The sequence below is a fragment of the Pedobacter sp. KH_004 genome (assembly GCF_057840755.1).
Genome location: NZ_CM174519.1, coordinates 2,654,415 through 2,680,214, shown reverse-complemented (window position 1 = coordinate 2,680,214; position 25,800 = coordinate 2,654,415). Strand labels below are relative to the sequence as shown.

Here is a 25,800-nt window from a genome sequence, read left to right as displayed (position 1 = left end):
GAGTTACCATAATCTGTTTTTATGGTAGGTTCATTTTGTTTATTAATAGACTTCTAAATTAGGTAATAAGTCGGTTTTGAAGCTTTTTTAATAGAAATGTTGCAAAGGTTAATGTCAGTTGTGTAAGTCTGCTATCTTATGTTTGCATATTAATGTGCTGAAAAGAAACTTAACATATCATTTAGGGCATTTTCAGCATGCATTAAATCCCCATTATCAAGTGATTCCTTTGACACAATAGCAGCTCGTTTAAGCATGCTACTTTCATAGGTAGAAATAGCTTCAAGTAAAGTTTGATGCTGGTCTGACGTTAGATTTTCACTTAATTCGAGCGCATCAAGCATGGCCATATTTACGCCTTCTCCAGCGAATGGGGGCATAACATGTGCTGCATCTCCAATTAGAGTTAAATTAGATAGCGACTTCCATTTTTGATCTAGAGGCATGCAATAAATTGGGCGGGGAATGAATGGTACTGTTGTACATTCAAACAATTCGTTCCATATATTACTCCATCCTGTATAGTTTGCTTTAAACCAATCTAACATTTGGGCTCTATCGCTATAATTCAGTCCATTAAGTCCATTATTCTTAGCCCAGCTCTCATCAGTTTTAAAACTAGCATAAAATCCAATCTCTCCATTGCCTTTTTGACCCATCAGTATGTTTTGTTCATTTCCAAAAGCCATGATTTTTCCACCTCTTAATAGCTTAAAAATATTTGGAGCTTCTTTTTCCGCATTATATATATTTCCTTCGAGCATAGTGATACCAGAATAAAATGGTATGATGTCTGTAACGTAAGGACGGATTTTTGAATTGGCTCCGTCAGCAGCAATTACAATATCAGCATATATAGATTCCTTGTTTTTAAAATGAAGCATCCAACCATCGTTCTTCTGTTCCATAGCAATAAAGTGGCTATTCCAAATGATATGAGAAGGATCTATAGACGCTAACAAAATTTTCCTTAGCGCACCGCGATCTATCTCTGGACGGAAATGTTCGTTTTCGAAATTTTCTTCGATTTTATAGTCATGATCGCTAAAAAGTATTTCCGCATGCTCGTTCATGATGAGTTTTTTATCGGCTCCTGGAAGAAAATTATTTTTAAACTCTTTCAACAGATTTGCTTTGCGAAGCGCCGCCAAACCAGACTCGTCGTGCAGATCAAGAGGAGAACCTTGTACTCGTGCATTTTTATCGAAATCTCTTTCGTAAACTTTAATATCTGCACCTTTAAGTGCTAAGAGTTTGGCTAGTGTCAGTCCGCCGGGACCACCGCCGATAATGGCAATTGATTTATCTTGTAGTAACATAATTTAAAATTTATGCTACAAAATTATTTCTTGTCGTAAACTAAAAATTGTAAAAAACGGTCGTTTTCATTTTTAAATAACTCTTTCGGAGAAACGCCAGAAAGCTTTTTTATCTCTTTGATAAAGTGCGATTGATCGGTAAAGTTCAGCTGCGGAGAAAGTTGTCCGTCTTTAATGTGTGGAAGTGAGGCTTGAAAACGCAGGATGTTACAGTAGGCTTTTAATGAAATTCCTAGTTGCTGGTTAAAATAGCGATTGATTTGTCGTTCGCTCCAAGCTACTTTTTCAGAAAGTTCTTTGATGCTCATTTCGCCATTATTGGCAAAAATTAGATGAAATAGCTTTCGCTTGCGTTCATCTACTTCTTTAGAAATAAGTGATTTTATTTTACGTGATGCTTTTTCACAAAATTTGCCAAAATTATTGAGGTCATCTAAGCCAAAATCCCAAAAGTTGCTTTCTAATATTTTGCCGCTATTCAATATGTCAGCAATGGGTTGATGTAAGATGTATTCTATAGCAAGAGGCGTGAAACTAATGGAAAAAAATGATGAAACATTGAGTTTCGGTATCAATTTTGGCTTTGTTTCTAAACCCATTAAGGTGATTTGAAAATGATTGTCTACAGTTTTAGAGAACAATAAATCAATCCTCCCGTTTGGAATAATGATGCCATTGTTTGCGTCAGATAGATTTTCAAGTGACGAAAATCGATCCACAAAATCGGCAATTGAACATTCGGGTTTGATGTATTCGTAGCTTGGATTATCATTCATGAGGTACAAGTTGTTGTAATTTACTGAATTAATAAATCCAAATCTATTTTGGTTATCTTAAGTAAATCACATTCGGTAACACACTCCAAATTTTTTTTCGTTTTGTCTGATTGATAAAGCGGAAACTCTCCGTTATTTAAACCTGATTGCCGCGGTAGCTCCCGATCTTTTCGATCGGGCCTACAAGCAAAAAGCAGAACTGAAATAACCGAAGTTATCAAGCCCTGCTTTTCATATCTTTTTTTAAATCAATTAGTCATTTTGCACCAGTGAACCAATGACTAATGAACCAATGTCCGGTGAACTATTGACCAATGGCTATTGAACCAAATTAATTATTCATCATCTTAATAAAAGCGCCTATTTTAGCTTTCATAGCTCTTCTATCTACAATAAAATCAAGGAAACCATGTTCCAAAACAAATTCTGAAGTTTGGAATCCTTTTGGTAAGTCTTTTTTAATGGTTTCTTTAATCACCCTTGGGCCAGCGAAACCAATTAATGCGCCTGGTTCTGCAATATTAATGTCGCCAAGCATGGCATAAGATGCTGTAACGCCACCCGTCGTAGGGTCGGTAAGCAAAGAGATGTATGGAATTTTAGCCTGACTTAACAGCGCCAATTTTGCAGATGTTTTAGCCATTTGCATTAATGAAAATGCAGCTTCCATCATACGGGCACCACCTGATTTTGAAATCATCAGGAACGGAATTTTGTGTTTGATGCTATAATCGATTGAACGAGCGATTTTTTCGCCAACAACCGAACCCATTGAACCACCAATAAAAGCAAAATCCATACAGGCAATCACTAAATCCTGTCCTTCGATTTTTCCTACACCAGCACGGATAGCATCTTTTAAGCCGGTTTTAGCCTGACTTTCAATAATTCTATCGGTATAAGGTTTGTTATCGTTAAAATTTAAAGGATCGCCGGAGGTTAGATTCGGGAAAAGCTCTTTAAATTCGTTATTATCGAATAAAACTTCAAAATATTCTTTGGAACCTACTCTCAAGTGGTAGTTGCAGTAATGGCAAACGTACTTGTTTTCCTGTAACTCTGCCTGATGTAGCGGTTTTTTGCAATTCGGACACTTATTCCACACGCCATCTGGTGCCTCTTTCTTCTCTTCGGTTGTGGTAATGATACCTTTATTTTCTCTCTTAAACCAAGCCATATAATTTTTTAAAGAATTGGATTGCAAAGAAACGAAAAATATATGCAAGTTTGATATTAACCAATAATCAAATTTAAATTATCAAATTAATAAAGTAACGCTGACAATCTATTTTTATCGACAGACTCTTTTAAGCGTTACTGATGCGCTATTTCAACTTAATTCTAAGTAAGACTTGGTATATAAAAAAAAGCTGTTAGCGTTAAGAGTGTGAATTTTACACTAAGGATAATGTTATTTTTACACCAAACCGGCCTTATATGCTTGTAAGGCAAATAATTCTGTTGTTACAAAAGCTTGGATTGTAATTTTTTTTTATAACTTCGAACTTAATAAAATTAACAAGAGATGAGTTTAAAAGGCTACAAAGGCGTAATTTACGGAGATGCCGTTCAAGAATTATTTGAGCAGGCTAAGAAACATCAGTTTGCTTTACCAGCAGTTAACGTAACCGGTACAAACACGGTTAATGCGGTAATGGAAACTGCAAAGGCAGTAAATTCGCCAGTTATGATTCAGTTATCTAATGGAGGAGCGCAGTTTTACGCAGGTAAATCTTTGGATAACGAAAAATTGCAAGCATGTATTTTAGGTGCTGTATCGGCAGCTAAACATGTGCATTTATTGGCAGAACATTATGGTGTTGCTGTGGTTTTACATACCGACCACGCCGCTAAAAAATTGTTGCCTTGGATTGATGGCCTTTTAGAGCACGGTGAAAAATTCTTCGCTGAAACTGGAAAACCTTTGTTTTCATCACATATGTTAGATCTTTCGGAAGAGCCGATTGAAGAAAATATGGAGATTTCTGCAAAATATTTTGCACGCATGGCGAAAATGAACATGACCATCGAAATCGAGCTTGGTGTTACAGGTGGTGAAGAAGATGGTGTAGACAATAGCGATGTAGATAGCTCGAAATTATATACCCAACCAAGCGAAGTTGCTTATGCTTACGAAGAATTAAGCAAAGTTTCTCCTCGTTTTACTGTTGCTGCTGCATTTGGAAACGTACATGGCGTTTACAAGCCTGGTAATGTAAAATTACAACCGGTTATTTTGAAAAATTCTCAAGACTTTATCAAAGAGAAATTTAACCTGAGCGCTGAAAAACCAATTAACTTTGTTTTTCATGGTGGTTCTGGTTCTTCTCAAGAAGAAATCAGAGAAGCAATTTCTTATGGTGCTATTAAAATGAATATCGATACAGATATGCAATGGGCATTCTGGGATGGTATTTTAGAGTATTACAAAAAGAATGAGGCTTATCTTCAAGGTCAAATCGGTAACCCTGAGGGTGATGATAAACCAAATAAGAAATACTACGATCCACGTGTTTGGTTACGTAAAGCCGAAGAGGCTTTTGTTAAACGTTTAACCGTTGCTTTCGAAGATTTGAATTGCATCAATGCGAACGATAAATTATAAGTTGAACTGAATTTTTTAAGCTGAAATAGTTAATCAGTCATTCAAAAATCATCATTCGATATTTAGACGGAGGCGCCATAGGTTTAAAAACTTATGGCGCTTTTGTTTGTTTTTATTTTTACATTTAAGCAAACATATTGCGATGATAAATAGAACTAACGAACCAGTAAATAATAATTTTTTTGAACGTTTCGCTAATGCCGCCACCAAGTTTACAGGTAGCTCTGCTGCATTTATTGCAGCCACAGCAATTGTTGTAATCTGGGCAGTTACAGGACCAGTTTTTCACTATTCTGAAACCTGGCAGCTGGTTATTAATACTGGTACAACGATTATCACTTTCCTAATGGTTTTCCTGATTCAAAAGGCACAGAATAAAGATGGAAAAGCTATTCAGCTTAAATTGAACGAACTTATTGCTGCGCAACAGGGGGCAAGCAACCGGATGGTTGATATTGAGGATTTGAGTGAAAAAGAATTAGATCAGTTACATCACTTTTATGTAACCATTGCTGCACTTGCCAAGAAAGAGGCTGATATTCGCTGCTCACATTCTATAGATGTGGCTAAAGAATTAAATGAGGAAAAATTGAAATTGAATAAACACTTTAAAAAAGAAAAATAATGAGCTTACAGGTTCAAAAGGTGATTCACCCCGAAGATTTAGATAAAGTATTTGCCATTAGAAAAATTGTATTTGTTGATGAGCAAAACTGCCCACCAGAATTAGAATGGGAGCATGAAGATGAATCAATTCATTTCCTGGCTACGCACAATGGCCAACCTTGTGGTGCATGCCGTTGGCGCAAAACGGATTTAGGTTATAAATTAGAGCGCTTTGCGGTGTTGCAAGACTTTAGGGGTCAGGGTGTAGGGAGAGCACTCATTGCAGAAGCGCTTTCTGATTTACCTGAAGATGCACATTACATTTACTTAAATTCCCAATTAGATGCGATGAGTTTATATGCTAAGTTCGGCTTTGTTGCCGAAGGTGAACAATTTGAAGAGGCAGGGATTCAGCATTTCAAGATGGTGAAGAAAGTGTAGCTATTAACTAGTCTTCATTGCGAGGCACGAAGCAATCTTTATGCTTTTGCTATAGATTAAAAGGCTTTTGATGTAAATCATCAAGCTTGCGTTAGCCGACACAACCTTTGTAGAATTGCTTCATTATGGACTTGACTAAAAATATTTTATGATGGAGTGAGGTGGCTGTGTTTACATAATGACAAACTCCTTAATAATATTTATATGTTGGAGTCACATCCGAATTAGAAACTAGAATTTGGCAGCATAAAAACAATGAGTTTCCAAAGTGTTTTAACTTCGAAATATAAATGCTACAACTTGGTTTACTTTATGTTTTTCCAATCATTGAAGATGCAATTGCAGAAGGAAAAAGGATAAAGGGAGGGAATTGACATCAAAAGATTAATTACTTATTGAATTAAATCAGAATTCGAAAGATTTGTATGATGACTTAAATTACGTATGTCGTCATTGCAAGGTACGAAGCAATCTTAAAGCATTCGCTATAGATTAAAGGCATTTTAGAGTCAATTACTAAGTTTACATTCCTAACCCCAGTAGTAGGATTGCTTCGTGCCTCGCAATGACAACCATCTAAAAAGCACAATAAATTAGCTTACCCAAATATCTTTCCTGACAAAGCCATCGCCTCATTCCATTTATCCGTATTAAGATTAAGATCTTCACCTTTTGAGTTTAAAAAACTTATTACATCTTCAGTAGCGATATTACCTGTTAAATCGTCAGCAGCCATCGGGCAACCGCCAAAACCTTTTAAGGCAGAATCTATCCGTTTTGCCCCAGAGCGGTATGCGGCTTCAATCTTTTCAAATCGTTCTACAGGGGTAGAGTGCAAGTGAATACCAATTTCAGTTTTGTTGAATTTTGTAATCAGTTTTGGAAGTATGGATGTGAGTTTTTCAGGAGTTGAAACACCAACGGTATCTGCTAATGAAAGAATTTTAACGCCCTTAGCAACTAAAATGTCAGCCCACTTTTCTACAATTTCATAATTCCATTCATCTCCGTAAGGATTACCAAAACCCATGGAGAGATAAATAACAGCAGTTTTGTTGTTTTGATCACAAAGAGATAACATTTCTTGAACCGTATTTAAGGATTGCGAAATGCTCGAATTTGTATTGCGTTGCTGAAATGTTTCCGATATGGAAAATGGGAAACCTAAGTAACTGATTTGCTCGTATCTTATAGCGTCTTCTACACCCCTTAAATTCGCTACAATTGCCAATAGCTTTGTTGAGGTTTGAGTTAAATCTAAATCGTCCAACACTTTAGCTGTATCTGCCATCTGCGGAATAGCCTTTGGTGATACAAAACTTCCAAAATCGAGCGTGTCGAAACCCACTTGAAGCAAAAGATTAAGATATTCTGATTTCAAATCCGTTGGGACGAAATCATGTAAACCCTGCATGGCATCACGTGGGCATTCCACAAGTTTGAATCTTTGATTACTCATTTGGCTCAGTCGTTATTAATCGCAAAGTGCGTAAAGTTTTTCGCAAAGAAAAGAAGATTAAAGAAAACTGTGAGCTTCAAATCGAGTTTACCGTAATGACCAATGACCAATGACCAATGACCAATGACCAATGACCAACGACCAATGACCAATAACCAATGACCAATAACTAATGAACTTCCTTCACGCTGGGTACTTCGGCTCTGTAATCAACACTTCGGTCTTTGGCAAAGGTTCTGATAATTAATCTAGTTCCTCTATCATAACTAAAATAACTCCAAACCCAATTTACAAATACAATAATTTTATTTCTAAAGCCCACAAGGGTCATTAAGTGAACAAACATCCAGGTAAACCATGCAAAAACACCTTGAAAACGGATTTTACCGATATCAACCACAGCTTTGTTCCGGCCAACTGTAGCCATAGAACCTTTATCGAAATACTTAAATTTCTCTAACGGTTTATTTTCTTTGATGTTAATTAAGTTTTTAGCTAGATGATGCCCCTGCTGGATAGCGGCTGGTGCTACTCCGGGATGTCCGTTTGGAGTGGCCTCATCAATTATTGCCGCAACATCGCCAATGGCATAGATATTTTTATAACCGACAACCAGATTTTGGGTATCAGTTTTTAATCTGCCACCACGAACCACTTCTGCTTTGTCAAGGCCCGGCAATACCACGCCTTTTACTCCAGCGCTCCAAATTACGGTCGAACTTAATATTGGCGCCTTATCTTGTAAAGAAAGGGTGTGACCATCGTAACCTAAAACACGGGTATCGTTCATTACCTGGACACCCATTTTAATCAAAAATTCTTTAGATTTTTGTTGTGCCTGGGGTGACATTGGTCCTAAAAGCTCAGGGGAATTTTCAATAAGATAAATGTTCACTTTACTCACATCCATTTCTGGATAATCGTTAGGAATAACATGTCTTTTCAGTTCTGAAATTGCTCCAGCAGTTTCCACGCCTGTTGGGCCTCCACCCACTACCACGAAGTTTAATAGAGCGCTTTTCTTATCTAAATCCTTCTCGATTAACGATTTCTCGAAATTTTGCAAAATCAAACTTCTTAAATCTAAAGCCTCTGGAATAGATTTCATCGGCATTGAGTTCGCTTCAATTTCTTTGTTGCCGAAGAAATTACTAGTCGAGCCAGTTGAAATCACCAAATAATCATAACTCACCTTTCCAATATCTGTCATCAAACAGTTTTCAGCAGCATTTACTTCCGTCACTTTAGTTACCCTAAAGATTAGGTTTTTTTGTCCTTTAAAAATCTTTCTCAAGGGAAATGCAATGGAGTCAGCTTCCAATCCGCCTGTTGCTACTTGGTAAAGTAAGGGTTGAAAAGTATGATAATTATGTTTATCAAGCATGACTACTTGAAAAGGTTTATTTTTTAGTCGTTTAGCTAACTCTATTCCGCCAAATCCACCGCCAACTATAACTACTCTTGGGTATTCACTTTCAGGAAGTTGTAAATCCATTTTAAATCGCTTTATCTGTTATTAATGTAACAAAAAGATAGCCAAAAGGTTTAAGAATTAAGGTTCTGAAGCCAGTTTCTTAAGAGCTTCTATAGAGATATAACTTTGATATGACCGAGTTGGTTTTCGCTGGTTTTTAGGACTGTTTTGACTAAAATAAACCAGAGGGACACGAGCATGGATCGCAGTGAAATAAAGTGGACAGCAGGGCTGAGGTTGCCGAAGAAATTCGGGTTTTGCTTTTTAAAAAACCTCACCGTATTATTGTCTGTGGTATTGGGTATCTAGTGCACGTCAATCGTATATAGGCAATTAGAGAGATAAAGCCTCGCCCTATCAACGTTTGTGGTTATAGGAAGTTAGTGCAAATCCCTCTCGGGAAGAGAGGAACAAAATGATGTGGTTTGAACCGATGGGTTTAAATCACAGTCTGTCAAAACCTTGTCTTCCGGAGAGGGCGGCTGGAAAACTTTCCATACCACGAACTTCCAAAGGGTGAGGCTGTAAAAACAAACCGCCTTCCTGATTGATCAGGAAGGCGGTTAATATATTCTTAGAATCTAAATCTTATTTTTTCTTCTCTTCCGAACTTCCCAAATCGATTACGATAGGAGTGGAGATACATAATGATGAATACGTACCGATAACACGGCCGATTAACAATGCGAAGATAAATCCGCGGATGCTATCGCCACCAAAAATGAAAATCACCAATAACACGAAGAACACGGTTAACGAAGTCAAAATCGTCCGGCTTAATGTACTGTTTAACGCAAAGTTGATTAATTGGTTACGTTCTTCACCGTGTAAATCTTCTTTACCAGCTTCTTTTAGTTTCTCACGAATACGGTCAAATACAACAACAGTTTCTGTCATGGTATAACCCATTACTGTTAAAATTGCTGCGATAAAATCCTGACCAATTTCTAATGAGAATGGCAAAACACCATCTAAAATGGTATAGAAAGAAAGTACCATTAAAACGTCGTGTGCTAATGCCAATACAGCACCTAAACCATATTGCCATTTTTTAAATCTCACTACGATGTAGATAAACATAAAGATACATGAAATCAATACCGCGTAAAAAGCTCCATTAACAATATCGCTAGCGATAATTGGAGTCACTTTCTGTGAACTTACAATTTCATATTTAGAACCTGCTAAGCCTTTGTTTAAAGCATCTTCAACCACTTTATCAGTTTTCACATCTTGATCTTCGATGTGGAAAGTAGTGGTGATTTTAACCTGACTGTTTTCTCCTGCTGTTTTAACCTCAGGAGTTTCGTTACCGAAAACAGGAGTTAACTGAGATTTGATATCTTCAGTGTTAACCGCTTTATCGAAGTGTACAAGGTAAGTTCTACCACCTTTGAAATCTACGCCAAGGTTTAAACCACCATGTTTGAAATACATGCCGATACCAGCTAGGATGATCAATGTAGAAATGATATAATAGATTTTACGACGGCCAACAAAGTTGAAAGCTAAATTTTTAAATGCATTACGTGTAAATTGATTATCAAAGCTAATTTCCATTTTACGATCTAACATCGCTTCGAAAACCAATCTTGAAATTAATACAGCAGCAAATAATGAAGAAAGGATACCGATACATAAGGTAGTTGCAAACCCTTGAACCGGACCGCTTCCGAAAGCGTAAAGAATAGCACCTAAAATAAATACGGTAATGTTTGCATCTAAGATAGATGGCATTGCATGTTTAAAACCTTCTTTAATTGCACTAGGAATATTTTTGCCCAAGGCAAGCTCTTCACGTACACGTTCGAAAATTAGAATGTTCGCATCTACAGACAAACCAATGGTAAGCACGATACCGGCGATACCAGGCAATGTTAACACCGCACCAAGCGATACCAAAATACCGATGATGAAAAACAAGTTAACCAATAAGGCAAAGTTTGCAACCCAACCTGCACGGTGATAATACAATGCCATGAAGATCAGGATCACGATAAACGCAATCACAAATGAAATTAAACCATCATGGATAGCTTGTGCACCTAAAGTTGGACCAACGATATAACTACCAGCAATACGAGCAGGAGCAGGTAATTTACCAGCTTTTAAGATGTTTGATAAATCCTTAGTATCTGCCTGTGTGAAGTTACCGGTAATTGATGAAACACCACCACCAATTTCATTCTGAACAGTAGGAGCAGAATAAACCATGTTATCTAATACAATAGCGATAGATTTTTTATTGTTAGGATCAGCGGCAGCTTCAGCAGTAATTTTTTTCCATTTCGCAGCACCTTCGCTGGTCATGTACATGGTTACCTCTGGCTTGCCTTTTTGATCAAAGTCAGCACGCGAATCGCTGATTGCTTCACCACCTAAATCTGGTTTACCATCAGCACTGGTAACTTTAATAGCGTAAAGTTCAAACACTTTAGAACCTTCTCTAGGTTTAACGCTCCACATAAATTTCATCGTAGATGGAATTGCTGCGGCAACCTCAGGAAGTTTTAAGTAGTTATTAACTTTTGCAGTATCTTTTTGTAACGACATACCAACAACTGCACCTGGCATTAATTGTTGTTGTCCGTTTTCGCCTTGATAAATAGGAAGACTTAAAACTGCGTATAATGGATTTGATTTTGCTAATTCAGCTCTTACTGCGGTAGAATCTTTTTTACCTAAGCCAGCTAATTTGCCGCCTTTTGCAGTGGAGTCTTTAGCAGCATTCTCTAAGCCGGCTAATTTGCCGCCAGCTTTAGCAGCCGTATCTGTAGTAGCCGCGGGAGTTTCAGTTTTTAAAGTTGCCGCTAAAGTTTTGTTAATGTTTTCTAACAAAGGTGCTACTTCCTGTACCTGGTATACTTGCCAGAACTGTAATTCGGCAGAACCTTGTAAAAGTTTAGCAATACGTTCTTTATCCTGCACACCTGGCATCTCAATTAAGATGCGGTTACTACCTTCTTGTTTTTGCATGTTCGGACTCACAACGCCGAAACCATCAATACGAGAACGTAAAACAGTAAATGAGCGATCGATAGCACTTGTAGCCTCTTTCTCTAAGAAAGATTCAACTTCGCCATTGCTAGCACTTGGTTTTAATTGCGATGCATTGTCTTGATTAGAAAAATAGTCAGCAAGTTTTACACCTGGACTTAATTTTTCAAATTCATCAACAAAAATTTTGATGTAATCTTTACCACCAGCATTTAGCTGAATTTGTGCGTTCTGAACTGCTTTATTAAAGTTAGCATCAGTAGGGTTGCCCGCTAAAGATTTAACCAATTCCGCTAACGATATCTCCATCGTTACGTTCATACCGCCTTTTAAGTCTAGACCTAAATTAATCTCTTTCGATTTAACTTCGCCGTAAGTGAACCCAACAAGCGGGTAAACTTTCTCGGTACTCATCGAATCTAAGTAAGCCTTTTCTTTGGCTGCATCACCTTTCGCATAGTTTTTTGCGTCTTTCTCTACTTTGGATGCTACCAAAGTAAAGGAAAGTGCATACGCACAAACGATAGCCAATACTATCGCTATAAACTTAATAAAACCTTTTCCTTGCATTGTTTGTTTAAAATAATTTGTCTTTCGCTGTTTTTTAACAAGTCGGCAAATCTAATTAAATTTTTAAATTATAGAACCCCTTAGTTGATAATTTATTAAGATTAATTTTTGTCAGATAATTATACCCATGCATTCGATACATAGATCTTCTTTTTGCGCCAAAATTAAGGTCTGATTTATTTGGAAAGCAATTGCAGTAGCATTTGGCTTTTGTTCGGTCCTGCCAACCGCTGTAGCTCCGATCAAAAAAATCGGAGGCTGTCGCTATTGTCAGGTTTAAGTGGCCAGGGAGGTAATACTATTTTCGGCTAAATGCATAAACCTTCCCTGATTTGCAAGGTTTTTACCTAACCGGCAACAATAGGAAGATTTCAACCAATTATAAACGCAAACCTTTATAGCAAACGCATTAAGATTGCTTTGTGCCTCGCAATGACGACTTTTTCTGATTACTTCCTTTTAAGTACCTCAAAAGTATAATCATACTTGTTTTTCTCATCAGCTTTATGCGGATCGCTGCTCACAACTTCCCAATCATTTCTGTCGATCTCTGGGAAAAACGTATCAGCGTCAAAAGTATGATGAATTGTAGTTAAATAAAGTAGGTCCGTTTTTGGTAAAGCCTGGCGATAAATTTCCGCACCACCAACAACAAAAACAGGTTTTTCTTCTGCTTTGGTAATTTCTAATGCTTCATCAAGACTATTCACGATCTCAACGCCATCGATTTTTAATGATGAATCTCTCGTGATGACAATGTTTCTGCGATTTGGTAAGGGTTTACCGACAGAATCGAAGGTCTTGCGGCCCATTACAACCGTGTGCCCAGAAGTAGTTTGTTTAAAAAACTTTAAATCGGCAGGCATGTGCCACAAAAGCTGGTTGTTTTTTCCTATGGCGAAGTTTTCACCTACCGCAACTGCTATAGCAAGTGAAGGGTTTTTTAGTTCATTGGTCATTAGTTCATTAGTTTCATTTGTTCCTTAGGTTTATCTGTTCATGATTTCATGCCAGACTGACCTTTTCCAATGTATTTTATATAAGCGTTAAGCTTTATATGTACTGTTTCTAGTTTGGCAAAAAGTTGTGTGTAAATTTCTTCATTGACGAGCCCTCTATGTCGCGTTTTTCTTAAGAAAGACTTGGTTTCTAAAATAGAATCTCTGCTGTAGTAACAAAAGTTCTTATTTTCCTTGAAATGAAAACGACCATAACCTTCGGCAATATTTGCACTAATTGAATCTGCAGCCCTGCAAATTTGTTTCGTATGGTATCTTTAGCAAAAAAGTCCCATGTCGTTGTAATATCCCAAATTTCATTTGATAAATTTTCAGCAAGCATATACACCTCCAAATCTTCAATTCGATTGTAACTCATAATTATTTCGTTCACACATTAATTATAAGGGATTAATTTATAAATAGAGATTTTTTATAAGCGTTTAGCCTAATGATACTTATGAACTAATGAACTATTGAACAAATGACTAATAACCTATACCGCCACCACTCCTTTAATATGTGGATGTGCCTCGTAATTCTCTAATGTAAAATCCTCGAATTTAAAATCAAAGATGCTTTTTACTTCAGGATTGATTTTCATGGTTGGAAGCGGTTTCGGCTCTCTGCTTAATTGCAAATGTGCCTGTTCGATATGGTTATTGTACAAATGCGCATCGCCTAAAGTATGAACAAAATCGCCAGCTTCTAAACCACAAACCTGTGCAACCATCATGGTTAATAAAGCATAAGAAGCGATATTAAAAGGGACGCCCAAAAAAATATCGGCACTACGCTGATAGAGTTGGCAGCTTAATTTTCCATCGGCTACGTAGAACTGAAAGAAAGCGTGGCAAGGAGGCAAAGCCATATTCTCTATTTCTGCTACGTTCCATGCAGAAACAATAATTCTTCGCGAATCTGGATTGTTTTTAATCGTATTAATGATGTTGGTAATCTGATCGATGTGTTGTCCATCGGGAGTTGGCCAACTTCTCCATTGCGAACCATAAACTGGGCCGAGGTTTCCCTCTTCGTCTGCCCATTCATCCCAAATGCGAACGCCATTATCTTTTAAGTATTTAATATTGGTATCGCCAGTCAAGAACCAGATTAATTCATGTATGATAGATTTTAGATGTAGCTTCTTCGTGGTAACCATCGGAAAGCCCTCCTGCAAATCGAAACGCATTTGATAGCCGAAAACGCTAATCGTTCCTGTTCCCGTGCGGTCGTGTTTTTGAGCGCCGTGATCCAGCACATGTTGCATTAAATCTAAATATTGTTTCATAACTCCGAACCCTAAAGGGGCTTCCAAATCTTAAATAAATTATTAATTACAAATATGTAAAAAATCTTAATCACGAAATCTTTTAGTTTTCTACATTAACGGATTTTTAAACAAGCCTGACTTTTGTATGTTTGCATCAGCACTGTATTTGACTTTGAGGGGGAAATCTCAAATCTCAAATCTCAAATCTCAAATCCGAATGTTATCTTTTCCAAACGCAAAAATAAACCTGGGCTTAAATATTACTGAGAAACGCAACGATGGTTACCACAACCTCGAAACCGTTTTTTATCCTATTAATATCAAAGATTCCGTTGAAATTACCGATGCTGATTTCACCTCCTGCAAAATTCATGGCATCGATATTCCTGGTGATGCCAATGATAATCTGTGTATAAAAGCTTACCATCTCGTTAAACAAGATTTTGATATTCCTGCGCAGCAGATTAATTTATTGAAAAACATTCCCGTCGGTGCGGGTTTGGGAGGCGGCTCAGCAGATTGCGCTTTCCTGATAAAATTATTAAACGGTAAGTTCAAGTTGGGCTTATCGGTTACAGACATGGAGAATTACGCCCGTAAGCTTGGTGCAGATTGTGCCTTTTTTATCGAAAACACACCTGTTTACGCCTTTAACAAAGGGGATGAATTTGAAAAGTGCGAAGTAGATTTGTCAGCCTGGTTTAAAGTTTTAGTGAAACCGCCTGTACACGTGAGTACAGCGGATGCTTATGCGCTTGTAAAACCTCACAAGCCTTTGCAATACTTAAAAGAAATCATACATTTGTCGCCAACAACATGGAAGAATAAGGTTATCAACGATTTCGAGCCATCGGTATTCGCAAAATATCCCCAAATTCATCAAATAAAAACCAGTTTATACGATGCAGGCGCAACATTCGCTTTAATGAGTGGTAGCGGTTCGTCGGTTTTTGCAATTTTTAACGCACCTGTTAAATTGCCCGAACTGGAAAAAGACAATTTAGTTTATTATAATATTTAAAAAGAGCTGAAAGGTAAAGGATGAAAGACTAAAGCAAAATCGTCTTGATACTTGAAACTAAATACTCGATACTACAAAATGAATATAAATCTGATCCGCAAAAGCGGAAAATTTAATTTCGAAGCAGTAAATGAAAGCGGTTTTACCGTCGAATTAGATGCGAAAGTTGCTATTGGTGGTGAAGGCAAAGGTTTCAGACCTATGGAAATGCTTTTGGTTGGACTTGGTGGTTGTAGTGGAATAGACATGGTAAATGTGTTAACCAAACAGAAAGAACCACTTGAAGATATTAAAATCGCCATCAATGCCACCAGAAAAGATGAAGAGATGCCGCCTATTTTCGACGAAATTGAAATTCACTTCGATTTATCAGGCGATTTAAATCCGGCAAAAGTGGAAAGGGCTTTGGCTATGACGTTCGATAAATATTGTTCCGTATCGAACATTTTAGGTCGCTCCGCAAAAATTAATTTTACATACAACATAAATAAGGTTTAAGGTAAAAGGTTTATGGCTTAAGGTCTGGAATCTCGTATCACCAATCTCAATACTCATATCACAAAACAAAATGAAATCCGAAAATTTTGAAACCATAGCTATACGCACTCAAACCGAACGCAGTTCGCACAAAGAACACTCTGCACCAATTTATCTCACTTCGAGTTATAAGTTTGATGATGCTGAAGAAATGCGGGCTTTATTTGCAAACGAGAAAGAGGGCAATGTGTATAGCCGTTATTCAAATCCAAACACCTCAGAGTTTATAGAGAAGATGTGTTTGTTAGAAGGTGCTGAAGATGGTTTTGCTACTGCAACGGGTATGGCTGCTATTTTCACCACATTTGGTGCCTTCTTAAAAGCCGGCGACCATATCGTTTCCAGTCGCTCAGTTTTTGGATCAACACATCAGCTACTTACCAATGTTTTCTCTAAATGGGGTGTAACTTTTGATTATGCCGATTTGGATAAGCCTGAAGATTGGGAAGCTTTGATTAAGCCGAATACCAAAATGATTTTCGTTGAAACGCCATCAAATCCCGGTATTGATATTATCGATTTAGCTTTCCTTGGCGATTTAGCCAAAAAACATCATCAGCTTTTAGTAGTTGATAATTGCTTTGCAACGCCATATTTGCAGCAGCCGATCAAATTAGGTGCGCATCTTTCTATCCACTCGGCTACTAAATACATCGATGGACAAGGAAGAGTGCTGGGCGGAATTGTTTTAGGTACGAAGGAATTAATTACTGAAGTTGTTGCATTTGCCCGTCATAGTGGCCCGGCTTTGTCGCCATTTAACGCCTGGATTTTATCTAAAAGTTTAGAAACGCTGGCTGTTCGCATGGACCGCCACTGCGAGAGTGCTTTAAAAGTGGCTGAGTATTTGGAAAAACATCCAAAAATTAAATTAGTTAAATATCCGTTTCTTCCTTCTCACCCTCAGTATGAAATAGCTAAAAAGCAGATGAAGCAGGGTGGTGGTATCGTAACTATTGTGGTTGAAGGTGGCGTTGAAGGCGCCCGCAAATTTATGGATGGCCTGAAAATGTTCTCCATCTCTGCAAATTTGGCCGATACACGTTCAATCGCTACGCACCCGGCAACAAGTACGCACAGCAAACTTACAGAAGAGGAACGCAATATTGTGGGTATTGAGCAAGGCTCTATCCGTTTGTCAATCGGTTTGGAGCATGTTGATGATATTTTAGCAGATATTGAAGAGGCACTTTCGTAATTACGATTTTAGATTTACGAATTACAATTTTTAGAAAAATAAGTGCAGTGGGGCGTCGGTTGCGATAGCCCCATTTGTTTTGATAGCTTGCATGTCCTTATCGGTGATCAATTTCAACAAAGCTATATGGAGGACTCCTAACTTCGAACCGCTAGCTTGACACTCAAAACCCCAAACTTTCTTACCCTACATCAATGCACAGGTTTCAAACCTGCAGTAAATTTGTATCATAAACAAGAAAGGAAATTTATGTCACAGTTTATTTTGCACAAAGAAAACACCAGAGGCCATGCAAATCATGGTTGGTTAAATGCTCACCACTCATTCAGTTTTGCTAACTACTACAATCCTGAAAGAATGCACTTTGGAGTTTTGCGGGTTTTAAATGATGACTTGATTGATGGTGGAATGGGTTTTGGAACTCATCCACACGATAATATGGAAATCATTACGATTCCACTAGCCGGTGCCATTGCACACAAGGATAGCATGGGAAATTCGGCAGTGATTAAAAGTGGAGAAATTCAGGTAATGAGCGCCGGAACCGGGGTTAGCCATAGTGAATTTAACGCTTTGGCAGACGAACAGTTAAATTTATTACAAATTTGGCTGTTTCCTAACAAGAAAAATGTTACGCCACGTTACGACCAGCAGACTTTAGATGTTGAAGCTCGTCACAACAATTTTCAGCAGATTTTATCACCAAACCAAGATGATGCTGGAGTTTGGATTCATCAAGATGCCTGGTTCTCATTGGGTAAATTTGATGAAGGCTTCGAAACCGAATACAAAATCAAAAAAGCTGGAAACGGTGTGTACGCTTTTGTGATTAATGGAGAAGTTACCATTAACGGCCAAACATTAAACAAAAGAGATGGTTTAGGGATTTGGGATACGGACAGCATCAGCTTCAAAGCAAACTCTGCAGACGCAGAAGTGTTATTAATGGATGTTCCGATGGAATTATAATTCAGTTACGTGTTAAAAGTTGCGAGTGATAGGGCTAAAGCTCTTACTCGCAACTTTTTACGTTTAAATTTAACGAAAATATGATGCAAACTACTATACTTTATATCGGTCGAGACACAGAAATTACTATTGTAATGAACAGGTTGCTTAACGCCCGACCTGAATGGAAAGGCATTTGTGTTTGTACAGACCAGGAAGCCATGTCTGTTTTAGAAACGCAGGATATTGATTTGGTGCTTTTAGGTAACGGAATTGATCTTGAGTGTGAACAGGTGCTTAGAAAGCGTATAAAAGAGCTCAAACCTAATGTGAAGATTGTTCAGCATTACGGTGGCGGAAGTGGATTGCTTTATGGCGAAATTATGATTGCGCTAGGCTAATAGTCTTTGACTAGGATTTTTAAGATTAAAGGATTTCAAGAATTTGGTTTCCGAGGTCAAATCCTAAGGGCCTTTATCTCATTAAACTGGTCTTTTGTTTTCAGGATGATTGGTGTTATACACTCTTTTAAAAATCAAGCTCTTGCTACCAAAATTTATAAGCAAACCAACAGGAAGATTGTAAGCCTCTAAGTAATTTATGGCTTGATTTAAGTGTGCATCAGTTAATTCAGATACTGCTTTGAGTTCAAGCATGATCGTATCTTCAACAAAAAAATCTACTCTTCTTATACCAATCTGAATGTTATCGTAAAAGATGGTCATTTCCATTTCTCTGCTAAAACTTAAATTTTGTTTTTGCAATTCTATAGAGAGTGCTCGTTGATAAATCACTTCCTGAAAGCCCGAACCCAAAGTGCCATGTACTTTCATAGCACAGCCGATGATTTTTCCCGTTAAATCGCCATATTTCATTTTGGTAGAATTAAATTGTACTTTCTAGAAATAGGGATGATCTAATATTCATCAAATTTTTAATCCATTACAATTCCTCGGCAAATTATTTTCAAACCTAACAAACCTAGAACTAGTAAAATAGTTTAGTTCTGATCCTTTCAATTAAATTGATCTAGCATTGCAAATCCTAAAATCATTCAATCCTTGAAATCTTGGTAACTTCTGCTTTTAACTGATATAATCCCTGTCCTCATCACTTAATTCCTTTTTGTTGCTTACTGGCTGATTTTTCTCAATTTCATTATCGTAACTACTCACCGTTTTTCTAGGTCGGCCTGCGACGAAGCCGATAATAAAACCAATCACTACACAAACTCCGATCACGATCAGTTTAGAAACAAAAACACCATCCACAATAATGAAATTGAATGCTACTTCATCACTGTTTAGGAATAAGAAAGCAGTTAGTAATGCCGTAAGGATGATGATGAATATGGTTTTTCCACTCATAAGTCTGGTATTTGTTAAAACTGATTGATAAACAACAAATTGTATTATTGGTTTGCTTCTTTGTTCAAGTATGGTGAAAATACTCTTTTTTTTGATTCTGATGAAAGAAAAATCTTAACAAGAAAATGTTTTGCTTTACTTAAAATGAATAATTGAAAGAAAATTCTAATATCGGGTTTTGGTTGTAAATTTTGTTAACGAAAACCAATCTCACCCCAACATCAACAACGGGTTGATATCTTAAAAGATTTAAACTACTGTTTAGTTCTACACCATAGGTTTTAGGTTGGCCAATGTTGCTGTCTACACCAATGTTTTCATAATGACAAAACAAACCCGCTCTAAAATTTCGCACATAGGCTAAAGAGCTCAGCTCCCAATCTGGAAAAGCAAATGGAAAACGATAATTGAGAAGCAAGCTGTTTTGCAATTTGCTTTTCGCGAGGATATTGTTGTAGCCGTAAACCGTTGCAATTTCTGTAGCATACTGATTGGCACCGCTTGCTTTTTGGTAGTTGAAACTTGCCAGGAAAGAATGGTTTTTCGCTAGGCCTGGGAAGTACAAGAAACTTTCCAGTGCAAGGATTTCGCCAGTTAAATTTTTATCAAATGGTTGGTGGTTATAAGTTGCCCTTAAAATCTGTGCCCATCTTGGCGCAATGTCTCGTTCGGTGGTTCGCACACTGTGGTTAAAGGTAAAATTATATTCCATTGGAAATTTCAGCTCTCGAATGAAATTAGTCGGCATATTCTCTGCAAGGTATCGCTGTGTAAAACTGGTTGCCGCATTGAGTGTGAAAGAGTAGTTTTGATTCCTTGCATTAAATGATAGCGGTACCGATGCGTTAAGTTTGATGAAGTTCTCTCTCCAATTTCCTTGCTGAATCGCGTTTTTAGATCGATAGAACGTTCGTTTTGGTCGGTTGCGATATAGAACACTAAAAACAGGGTAAAGCGCCTTATAGCTAATATCTGCCGTATACTCAAAACGCTTTAAGTCCCGATGGTATTTTGCACCGGTGTAGAAGTCCATCGTATTAAGCAAATTGTTCGACTGCAGCTCAAGGCCGAAAACATATTCATTGTCGATTACGGGAATTACACTATGAAAACTGAACAGGTTTGAGCCCTGACGAAAGCGCTTGCTCTGGAAAACGCTGTCGGGAATATTTTCGAAAATATTACCCGCACGTTCTTGCTTTTCTGCTGCTGAAGAGAAATCTACAAAGGTGTTTTCTCCAACTGGATTTTCGGTTATTGCTTTCTCTGCAATTTCATAACCGTTGATATTATAATCGTTAAAAATGATTTTTTCATGATCAGTTTCGGTCGCGTTAAATGCGCCATATTTTGAATTGCTCAAAGCATTTATTTTTTTAGAATTGATACCAATACTGTAGATGTTATCGATGCCATTAAAGTGTGCGTTGAAAACAATTTTGTCACCGATAAAAATTGGCCGACTGAGTTGTTGTCTGCTGTTAGAAATGAGTTGCGTTTTTTTCTCGTCCTCTAGCAGCCATAAGTTTTTTCCATTCTCGCTTACGCTGATGTAGGCAATTCGCTTTCCGGTTTTGTCGAAGCTCGGTGTTTGTAAAATTTCGTTTTCAGTGTTAGGGTAAGTTTTCAAGATCTCACCAGATGAGGCATCAATTTCTACAAGGTTAAACTGATTGTTGAGTTCAACTTTTGCAGCGATTATTTTTTTGCCATCACTTGAAAGGCTAGGGGAGAAGAGTCGGCTTTGACTGCTGAGCTTTTTGAATTTTTTCGTGTTAAAATTGTATGAGCAAATTACACTGTAACTTCGCTGCTTGTATCTGGGGTCGTAGCGAATTTCATCCCAAACCAAAACGTTATTTTTGTAACTGAACCAGGGCTGTTCCTGGTAACCAATTCCAAATAATTTTCGTTCACTTTTATCTTCATTTATGATCACAAAATAATGGGCATCTTGCTTGCTTTCTTTTAGCGCTAAACTCTGGTTTTTATTTAAACGAACTGGAAGAAAATAGTTCGTTGCCAGTGAAGTTTCTTTATTTAAATTTTCATACTCATCTTTTGAAGTTTCTTTATCCTGTTTTTTCCAATTTTCGGTTAGCTTTTCTTGTGTGGAAAGGAAATATTTTTTTGTGTTTTTTCCGGTGATTTTTTTCAGGCTTTGCGAAAAAGGATAAAGCCTTAATGGTCTTTTTCTGATGTCGCCCATTAAGCTGTCGGAAATGAACTGTCCATGCCTTTCTCTCATGTCGGCAACCATTAAGTATCCGGTTTGATAGTAGCCTGGAGTTACCTCTTTGTTAGATCCGAAATAAGCTTTGCTGTAAGAGAATTTTTTGCCTTCTAAAACCGATGTCCGAAAAGGCATGATCCAATTGGGCTGCCTCCCTCGTCCTGATTGGGTGAGTGCAGTCTCATTCACCACGGCATCTCCCTCGAAAAACCAGATTGGTAAGCCGGCGCCGAAATAGGCGAAGTAAACTAGCTCTGGAAAGGGACGTCTTTGTGATCCTGTCAACTTGTCAAACTGAGCAATGTGTCGAAGTTCATGGACTGCGAGGTTATTCAGCCAATCTTGACTATCAAAATATTGTGGTGGTGTGGTGTAAAATTCAGACTTCTTCGGCCCCAGCTGAACGAAGCCATTTGCTATGGTTCCGCGGTTCTGTAAGAGCAGCGGGATGAAAGTATTTTGTTGCCTCAAGCCTAAACCGATTTTAGGGTAGATGAAGGGCAGTGTATTTGCCATTCTTTGTGCGTCTTTCTCCAGTTGTTGAGGATAGATAATTTTGAAGCCTCCAGACTGGATATAGTTCCATCTTACACTAAGTGGGTTCTGGGCTGTGCTGAAAATCTGCCCAAAAACGGATAGTGAAAAAAAGCTTAATATAATAGTAGTTAAATGCTTGATAAATAGTATAGTGTTTGTGTTATTTGAATGCATTTGAGGTGATTGCTAAAATATTTAGTTTTAATTGTTTTTTGACTTTTAATTTTTGTGCATTTTTTCTTGATATAAAAATATATAAGTTATTGATTTTGAAAATTATATGTAAATTAAGTAAATTTAGATGTTGCCACTTTTTATATAACAATTTAATTAATAATTGAGATCTAGTGGGATGATTTTATAATTTTTATAATCTTTCCAAATCTGCCATTAATGTACACTTATTAATCGATTTTCCTTTAAATTTTTTACTTAATGCTGCGAAGGGTGTTACGGATTTGAATTTATTTTTTCCGACTTTTATAGAAATTTTCGATGTGAACTGCGCTCAATTAACACCGATTTTTAAGTAAATTCTGAAACATTTGATGACATTTTTTTTGCTTTGGATCTTGGTTTTACCTATCAATTTTTCAGTGATAGACCTGGTTTTTTGTCATCATAATTGCCTCATGATCGCTAAAGTCATCTGGTGATTGTAGCTTGTAGGAAAAGTTAAATCGTTTAAACTAAACACTCCATATTTTAAGTACGATGACAATATGTCATTAAATCGTCTCGGCTGATATCTTTGAGAGAACCTCGTTTCCAAAGTTTTTTTAAGAGAATATAGTTTAACGGTTTTGGGTACTAGGCTCTTTCGAATCTATAAAAAGTATTATTTAACAATTTTTATACTTTGAAAATCAATCGTTTTTTTCGGTATTTCGGATTTAACTTTTCTCCAAAATGTATATTTTAAGGTGAGATTTAGGTATCAAAAATGCCTGATTTGCCTTTTTAAATTGCAATTCCTTGCAATATCCGTCTATAAATAAAAAAATATAAGCTATAATGAAAAACTCATTTTTTCGACTTAATTTACTGTTTATGAGTTGTTTATGATAATTTTGAATAAGTGATCTATCTTTCTATCACAAGCGGGAAATTTTATTAAATATTCACTTTCAGCTCGCACTAACGCTCAAATAGACAGCAAAAATTTAAATAGCACACCATTAAAATTTAGGTGCCTATTTGAGAAATTTACTGTTAGAATGCTTGATAATGTTTACTTAAAATTTGCAATTTTCCAGTTAAAATTATTGGTTGTCGAGTCGGGAATTTAACCAAAGTCTGGTCCTATGGAGATGTGAATTTATACGGTTTCATCGTATTAATTTGCTTCATTTTCATTGTCGAAAATTGCCAACAAATTCCATACAATTTGCAGTTCATTCGCACATGAGATCAAGCTAATTGAAGAGGAAATTATAGTATAAATTCCAGATTTAAATTATCCTTTATTATACCTCTTTTTATAAACAGGATAAAGAAATACAGCGCCTAAAATAATCATTGCTCCGATGTAAAAACCACCAGTCATTTGCTCTTTATCTTTAAAAAAAAAGTAAGCGAGTATGATGCCATAAACGGGTTCTAGATTGGTTACTAACGCTACGCGAAAAGCAGATAAAGTTCTCATTACTGAAACGCCTGCAATATAGGCAACGGAGGTGCAAAGTGTACCAAGAATGCCAATATAAATCCAGTTATTTACACTTAAATTAAAGCTCATATTTTGGAACGAACCATCATAAATGCGGTATATGGTAATCCAAAATAAGCCACCAACCAATTCATAAAACCCAATAATGGAAGGCTCACTTTTTTGAACGAGCGTAGAATTTATGGTAGAAAAAAGACTCGAGGCGACTGCTGCTAAAAGTCCGAAAATAATCCCCAAAGTATATTGGCCTTCGAATTTGAAGATCATATAAATCCCCAGAATTATTAGTAACCCGATTAGAACATCACCCATTTGAATGGATTGTTTTTTGATCAGCGGTTCTAAAATGGCTGTGAATAATGTAAAAGAGGAGAGGCAGACCAGCGTTACCGAAACGGTAGAAACCTTAATTGCATGAAAGAAAAATATCCAGTGAATGGCTACAATTCCGCCTGTTAAAAAGAACTGTATAAACTGCAGTTTTGTGATTTTTATATTCTTCTTAGTAGCGATAAACCAAAGGAAAAGAGTTGAGGTTCCAATCAAAACACGATACCAAACTAGCGGTACTGCATCTATCGAAATTACTTTCCCCAGCACTCCGGTGAAGCCCCAAATTAAAACCGTTAAATGAAGAATAATTAAATTCTTTTTATTGATGTCCATCTCTATTTTGGAGCTTTTCGGAGAAGGTAAATGCCTAACATACCGAATACGATTGTAGGTAAGATTACTGCTAAAAATGGGGGCAACCCACCTTTTGTAGAAAACATTTGTGTGAATTGATTAAACACGATATAGGCAAAGCTAATAAAGATGCCTATTCCCAATGATACTCCAACTCCACCGCGAACTTTTCGGGAGGATAAAGCAACACCAATCAACGTTAAAATGTAGGCAGATAAGGGATGTAAATAGCGTTTGAATTTCTCAAATTCGAGATCGTTCATGATACCAGTTCCGCGAATTTTCTCCTTTCTGATCTTCTCTGAAAGTTCCTTTGTAGATAGATTTTGAACCACATTATCATAGGCAGAAAAATCATCAGGACGCATGTCTAAAATGGTATCTTTTACTTTACCACTTCCATAAATCATGCTTTCTTTCAGCCCATCAATTTTTCTGATAGAATAGTTACTCAACTGCCATTTTCTCTTTAACGAATCCCATTTGATGTTATCTGCAACGATTTTTTTTACCATGACATCTCCATTGAAATTATCCAGAGTGAAGCGATATCCATAGTTGGTTTTATTATCGAAACTCTCAATATAAATGTAAGTTCTGTTATCCAGTTTCATATGGATATTTGATTTGGTTGAAGGGTCGTTTCGTTTTACAAAGGTATTTTCGAAGCTGTTTTTTAAAGTGTTGGTATAAGGTAAAATGTAAAGATTAGAAACCAAGTTTGCTGAAAATATGATGGTAGCCGATACAAAATAAGGGAACAAGAATCTATTAAAGCTTACACCGCCACTTAAAATGGGAACAATTTCAGTTTGATCAGCCATCTTCGCAGTAAAAAAAATTACGGCAATAAAGTTGATGAGTGGCGAGAGCATGTTGACGTAAAAAGGGATGGAGCCGGCGTAGTATTTGGTGAGTACACCCCAAAAGCTAAGCCCACTTTTCATGAAATCATCCATCTTTTCAGATAAATCAAAAACAACAATAATGATCACGAAAATAGCCAGGGTATATACGAAAGTACCCAGGTATTTACCAATAATATATTGATCGATAATTTTAATTCTCCCTTTTATTAGACTCAT

22 protein-coding genes and 1 pseudogene are annotated in these 25,800 nt (G+C 37.0%); 9 read left to right on the top strand and 14 right to left on the bottom strand.

Annotated features, from left to right (window positions below):
• Positions 1-149: 149 nt before the first annotated feature.
• The 3 genes from AC3ITD_RS11540 to accD all read right to left on the bottom strand — a co-directional run bounded on the left by AC3ITD_RS11540 (position 150) and on the right by accD (position 3,272).
• Complete coding sequence (locus AC3ITD_RS11540; RefSeq protein ID WP_265799776.1) at positions 150-1,319, bottom strand: FAD-dependent oxidoreductase; 1,170 nt, start codon at positions 1,317-1,319, stop codon at positions 150-152.
• A gap of 23 nt (positions 1,320-1,342) precedes the next feature.
• Complete coding sequence (locus tag AC3ITD_RS11535; protein ID WP_265799775.1) at positions 1,343-2,095, bottom strand: helix-turn-helix domain-containing protein; 753 nt, start codon at positions 2,093-2,095, stop codon at positions 1,343-1,345.
• Positions 2,096-2,426: 331 nt separating this feature from the next.
• Positions 2,427-3,272: an acetyl-CoA carboxylase, carboxyltransferase subunit beta gene (accD, locus tag AC3ITD_RS11530; protein WP_056851287.1), complete on the bottom strand. Its 846-nt coding sequence runs from the start codon at positions 3,270-3,272 to the stop codon at positions 2,427-2,429.
• A 348-nt stretch (positions 3,273-3,620) separates the two neighbouring features.
• Here accD and fbaA point away from each other — a divergent pair, with 348 nt between their 5' ends.
• The 4 genes and pseudogenes from fbaA to AC3ITD_RS11510 form a co-directional block, all read left to right on the top strand.
• The gene (gene fbaA / locus AC3ITD_RS11525) at positions 3,621-4,700 is read left to right on the top strand and encodes a class II fructose-bisphosphate aldolase (protein ID WP_489366550.1); all 1,080 of its coding nucleotides are present in this window, start codon (positions 3,621-3,623) and stop codon (positions 4,698-4,700) included.
• 142 nt (positions 4,701-4,842) lie between these two features.
• Positions 4,843-5,325 carry a low affinity iron permease family protein gene (locus AC3ITD_RS11520; protein WP_265799770.1) on the top strand — a complete coding sequence of 161 codons (483 nt, stop codon included), beginning with the start codon at positions 4,843-4,845 and terminating at the stop codon, positions 5,323-5,325.
• Positions 5,325-5,747, top strand: a complete 423-nt coding sequence (locus AC3ITD_RS11515) for a GNAT family N-acetyltransferase (protein WP_056851284.1) — start codon at positions 5,325-5,327, stop codon at positions 5,745-5,747. Before AC3ITD_RS11520 ends, AC3ITD_RS11515 begins: the two co-directional genes overlap by 1 nt.
• 209 nt (positions 5,748-5,956) lie before the next feature.
• Positions 5,957-6,037, top strand: a pseudogene (locus tag AC3ITD_RS11510) (hypothetical protein); the annotation flags it as partial.
• Between the two features lie 308 nt (positions 6,038-6,345).
• Here AC3ITD_RS11510 and AC3ITD_RS11505 read toward each other — a convergent pair.
• The 6 genes from AC3ITD_RS11505 to AC3ITD_RS11480 all read right to left on the bottom strand — a co-directional run bounded on the left by AC3ITD_RS11505 (position 6,346) and on the right by AC3ITD_RS11480 (position 14,536).
• Entirely contained in the window at positions 6,346-7,206 is an 861-nt protein-coding gene (locus tag AC3ITD_RS11505; RefSeq protein WP_265799768.1) for a hydroxymethylglutaryl-CoA lyase, read from the bottom strand.
• Positions 7,207-7,375: 169 nt separating this feature from the next.
• On the bottom strand, positions 7,376-8,701 hold the full coding sequence (locus tag AC3ITD_RS11500; protein ID WP_489366546.1) for an NAD(P)/FAD-dependent oxidoreductase: 1,326 nt from the start codon (positions 8,699-8,701) through the stop codon (positions 7,376-7,378).
• A gap of 567 nt (positions 8,702-9,268) precedes the next feature.
• Positions 9,269-12,247, bottom strand: a complete 2,979-nt coding sequence (gene secDF / locus AC3ITD_RS11495) for a protein translocase subunit SecDF (protein WP_489366544.1) — start codon at positions 12,245-12,247, stop codon at positions 9,269-9,271.
• A gap of 449 nt (positions 12,248-12,696) precedes the next feature.
• Positions 12,697-13,206: a dihydrofolate reductase gene (locus tag AC3ITD_RS11490; protein ID WP_265799764.1), complete on the bottom strand. Its 510-nt coding sequence runs from the start codon at positions 13,204-13,206 to the stop codon at positions 12,697-12,699.
• A 38-nt stretch (positions 13,207-13,244) separates the two neighbouring features.
• The gene (locus AC3ITD_RS11485; RefSeq protein ID WP_489366669.1) at positions 13,245-13,472 is read right to left on the bottom strand and encodes a four helix bundle protein; all 228 of its coding nucleotides are present in this window, start codon (positions 13,470-13,472) and stop codon (positions 13,245-13,247) included.
• A 269-nt stretch (positions 13,473-13,741) separates the two neighbouring features.
• Positions 13,742-14,536 carry a thymidylate synthase gene (locus tag AC3ITD_RS11480; protein WP_489366542.1) on the bottom strand — a complete coding sequence of 265 codons (795 nt, stop codon included), beginning with the start codon at positions 14,534-14,536 and terminating at the stop codon, positions 13,742-13,744.
• Between the two features lie 199 nt (positions 14,537-14,735).
• On the opposite strand from AC3ITD_RS11480, the gene ispE reads away from it, so the two are divergent.
• From ispE to AC3ITD_RS11455, 5 genes are all read left to right on the top strand, one after another.
• Positions 14,736-15,539: a 4-(cytidine 5'-diphospho)-2-C-methyl-D-erythritol kinase gene (ispE, locus tag AC3ITD_RS11475; protein ID WP_489366541.1), complete on the top strand. Its 804-nt coding sequence runs from the start codon at positions 14,736-14,738 to the stop codon at positions 15,537-15,539.
• A gap of 78 nt (positions 15,540-15,617) precedes the next feature.
• Positions 15,618-16,037, top strand: coding sequence for an OsmC family protein (locus AC3ITD_RS11470; RefSeq protein WP_265799759.1), 420 nt, complete (start codon positions 15,618-15,620; stop codon positions 16,035-16,037).
• Between the two features lie 70 nt (positions 16,038-16,107).
• Entirely contained in the window at positions 16,108-17,274 is a 1,167-nt protein-coding gene (locus AC3ITD_RS11465; RefSeq protein WP_265799757.1) for an O-succinylhomoserine sulfhydrylase, read from the top strand.
• A 249-nt stretch (positions 17,275-17,523) separates the two neighbouring features.
• Entirely contained in the window at positions 17,524-18,243 is a 720-nt protein-coding gene (locus tag AC3ITD_RS11460) for a pirin family protein (protein WP_265799756.1), read from the top strand.
• Between the two features lie 80 nt (positions 18,244-18,323).
• On the top strand, positions 18,324-18,623 hold the full coding sequence (locus AC3ITD_RS11455; protein WP_489366540.1) for a response regulator: 300 nt from the start codon (positions 18,324-18,326) through the stop codon (positions 18,621-18,623).
• An 81-nt stretch (positions 18,624-18,704) separates the two neighbouring features.
• On the opposite strand, the gene AC3ITD_RS11450 is transcribed toward AC3ITD_RS11455, so the two are convergent.
• From AC3ITD_RS11450 to AC3ITD_RS11430, 5 genes are all read right to left on the bottom strand, one after another.
• Positions 18,705-19,097, bottom strand: coding sequence for a GxxExxY protein (locus tag AC3ITD_RS11450; RefSeq protein WP_265799754.1), 393 nt, complete (start codon positions 19,095-19,097; stop codon positions 18,705-18,707).
• Positions 19,098-19,307: 210 nt separating this feature from the next.
• A complete protein-coding gene (locus AC3ITD_RS11445) occupies positions 19,308-19,589 on the bottom strand; it encodes a LapA family protein (RefSeq protein WP_265799753.1) in 282 nt (93 codons plus the stop codon).
• A gap of 139 nt (positions 19,590-19,728) precedes the next feature.
• A complete protein-coding gene (locus AC3ITD_RS11440) occupies positions 19,729-22,533 on the bottom strand; it encodes a TolB family protein (RefSeq protein WP_489366537.1) in 2,805 nt (934 codons plus the stop codon).
• Between the two features lie 1,282 nt (positions 22,534-23,815).
• Entirely contained in the window at positions 23,816-24,694 is an 879-nt protein-coding gene (locus AC3ITD_RS11435; protein ID WP_489366535.1) for a DMT family transporter, read from the bottom strand.
• Between the two features lie 2 nt (positions 24,695-24,696).
• Positions 24,697-25,800, bottom strand: a complete 1,104-nt coding sequence (locus tag AC3ITD_RS11430; RefSeq protein ID WP_489366532.1) for an LptF/LptG family permease — start codon at positions 25,798-25,800, stop codon at positions 24,697-24,699.

Coding starts and splice junctions, on each gene's coding strand:
- AC3ITD_RS11540 (WP_265799776.1), bottom strand. CDS start 1,319: ATGTTACTACAAGATAAATCAATTGCCATTATCGGCGGTGGTCCCGGC.
- AC3ITD_RS11500 (WP_489366546.1), bottom strand. CDS start 8,701: ATGGATTTACAACTTCCTGAAAGTGAATACCCAAGAGTAGTTATAGTT.
- accD (WP_056851287.1), bottom strand. CDS start 3,272: ATGGCTTGGTTTAAGAGAGAAAATAAAGGTATCATTACCACAACCGAA.
- AC3ITD_RS11535 (WP_265799775.1), bottom strand. CDS start 2,095: ATGAATGATAATCCAAGCTACGAATACATCAAACCCGAATGTTCAATT.
- AC3ITD_RS11490 (WP_265799764.1), bottom strand. CDS start 13,206: ATGACCAATGAACTAAAAAACCCTTCACTTGCTATAGCAGTTGCGGTA.
- AC3ITD_RS11470 (WP_265799759.1), top strand. CDS start 15,618: ATGAATATAAATCTGATCCGCAAAAGCGGAAAATTTAATTTCGAAGCA.
- AC3ITD_RS11445 (WP_265799753.1), bottom strand. CDS start 19,589: ATGAGTGGAAAAACCATATTCATCATCATCCTTACGGCATTACTAACT.
- secDF (WP_489366544.1), bottom strand. CDS start 12,247: ATGCAAGGAAAAGGTTTTATTAAGTTTATAGCGATAGTATTGGCTATC.
- AC3ITD_RS11465 (WP_265799757.1), top strand. CDS start 16,108: ATGAAATCCGAAAATTTTGAAACCATAGCTATACGCACTCAAACCGAA.
- AC3ITD_RS11520 (WP_265799770.1), top strand. CDS start 4,843: ATGATAAATAGAACTAACGAACCAGTAAATAATAATTTTTTTGAACGT.
- AC3ITD_RS11460 (WP_265799756.1), top strand. CDS start 17,524: ATGTCACAGTTTATTTTGCACAAAGAAAACACCAGAGGCCATGCAAAT.
- AC3ITD_RS11455 (WP_489366540.1), top strand. CDS start 18,324: ATGATGCAAACTACTATACTTTATATCGGTCGAGACACAGAAATTACT.
- AC3ITD_RS11480 (WP_489366542.1), bottom strand. CDS start 14,536: ATGAAACAATATTTAGATTTAATGCAACATGTGCTGGATCACGGCGCT.
- AC3ITD_RS11430 (WP_489366532.1), bottom strand. CDS start 25,800: ATGAGTCTAATAAAAGGGAGAATTAAAATTATCGATCAATATATTATT.
- AC3ITD_RS11450 (WP_265799754.1), bottom strand. CDS start 19,097: ATGAAATATGGCGATTTAACGGGAAAAATCATCGGCTGTGCTATGAAA.
- AC3ITD_RS11505 (WP_265799768.1), bottom strand. CDS start 7,206: ATGAGTAATCAAAGATTCAAACTTGTGGAATGCCCACGTGATGCCATG.
- ispE (WP_489366541.1), top strand. CDS start 14,736: ATGTTATCTTTTCCAAACGCAAAAATAAACCTGGGCTTAAATATTACT.
- AC3ITD_RS11440 (WP_489366537.1), bottom strand. CDS start 22,533: ATGCATTCAAATAACACAAACACTATACTATTTATCAAGCATTTAACT.
- AC3ITD_RS11515 (WP_056851284.1), top strand. CDS start 5,325: ATGAGCTTACAGGTTCAAAAGGTGATTCACCCCGAAGATTTAGATAAA.
- AC3ITD_RS11435 (WP_489366535.1), bottom strand. CDS start 24,694: ATGGACATCAATAAAAAGAATTTAATTATTCTTCATTTAACGGTTTTA.
- fbaA (WP_489366550.1), top strand. CDS start 3,621: ATGAGTTTAAAAGGCTACAAAGGCGTAATTTACGGAGATGCCGTTCAA.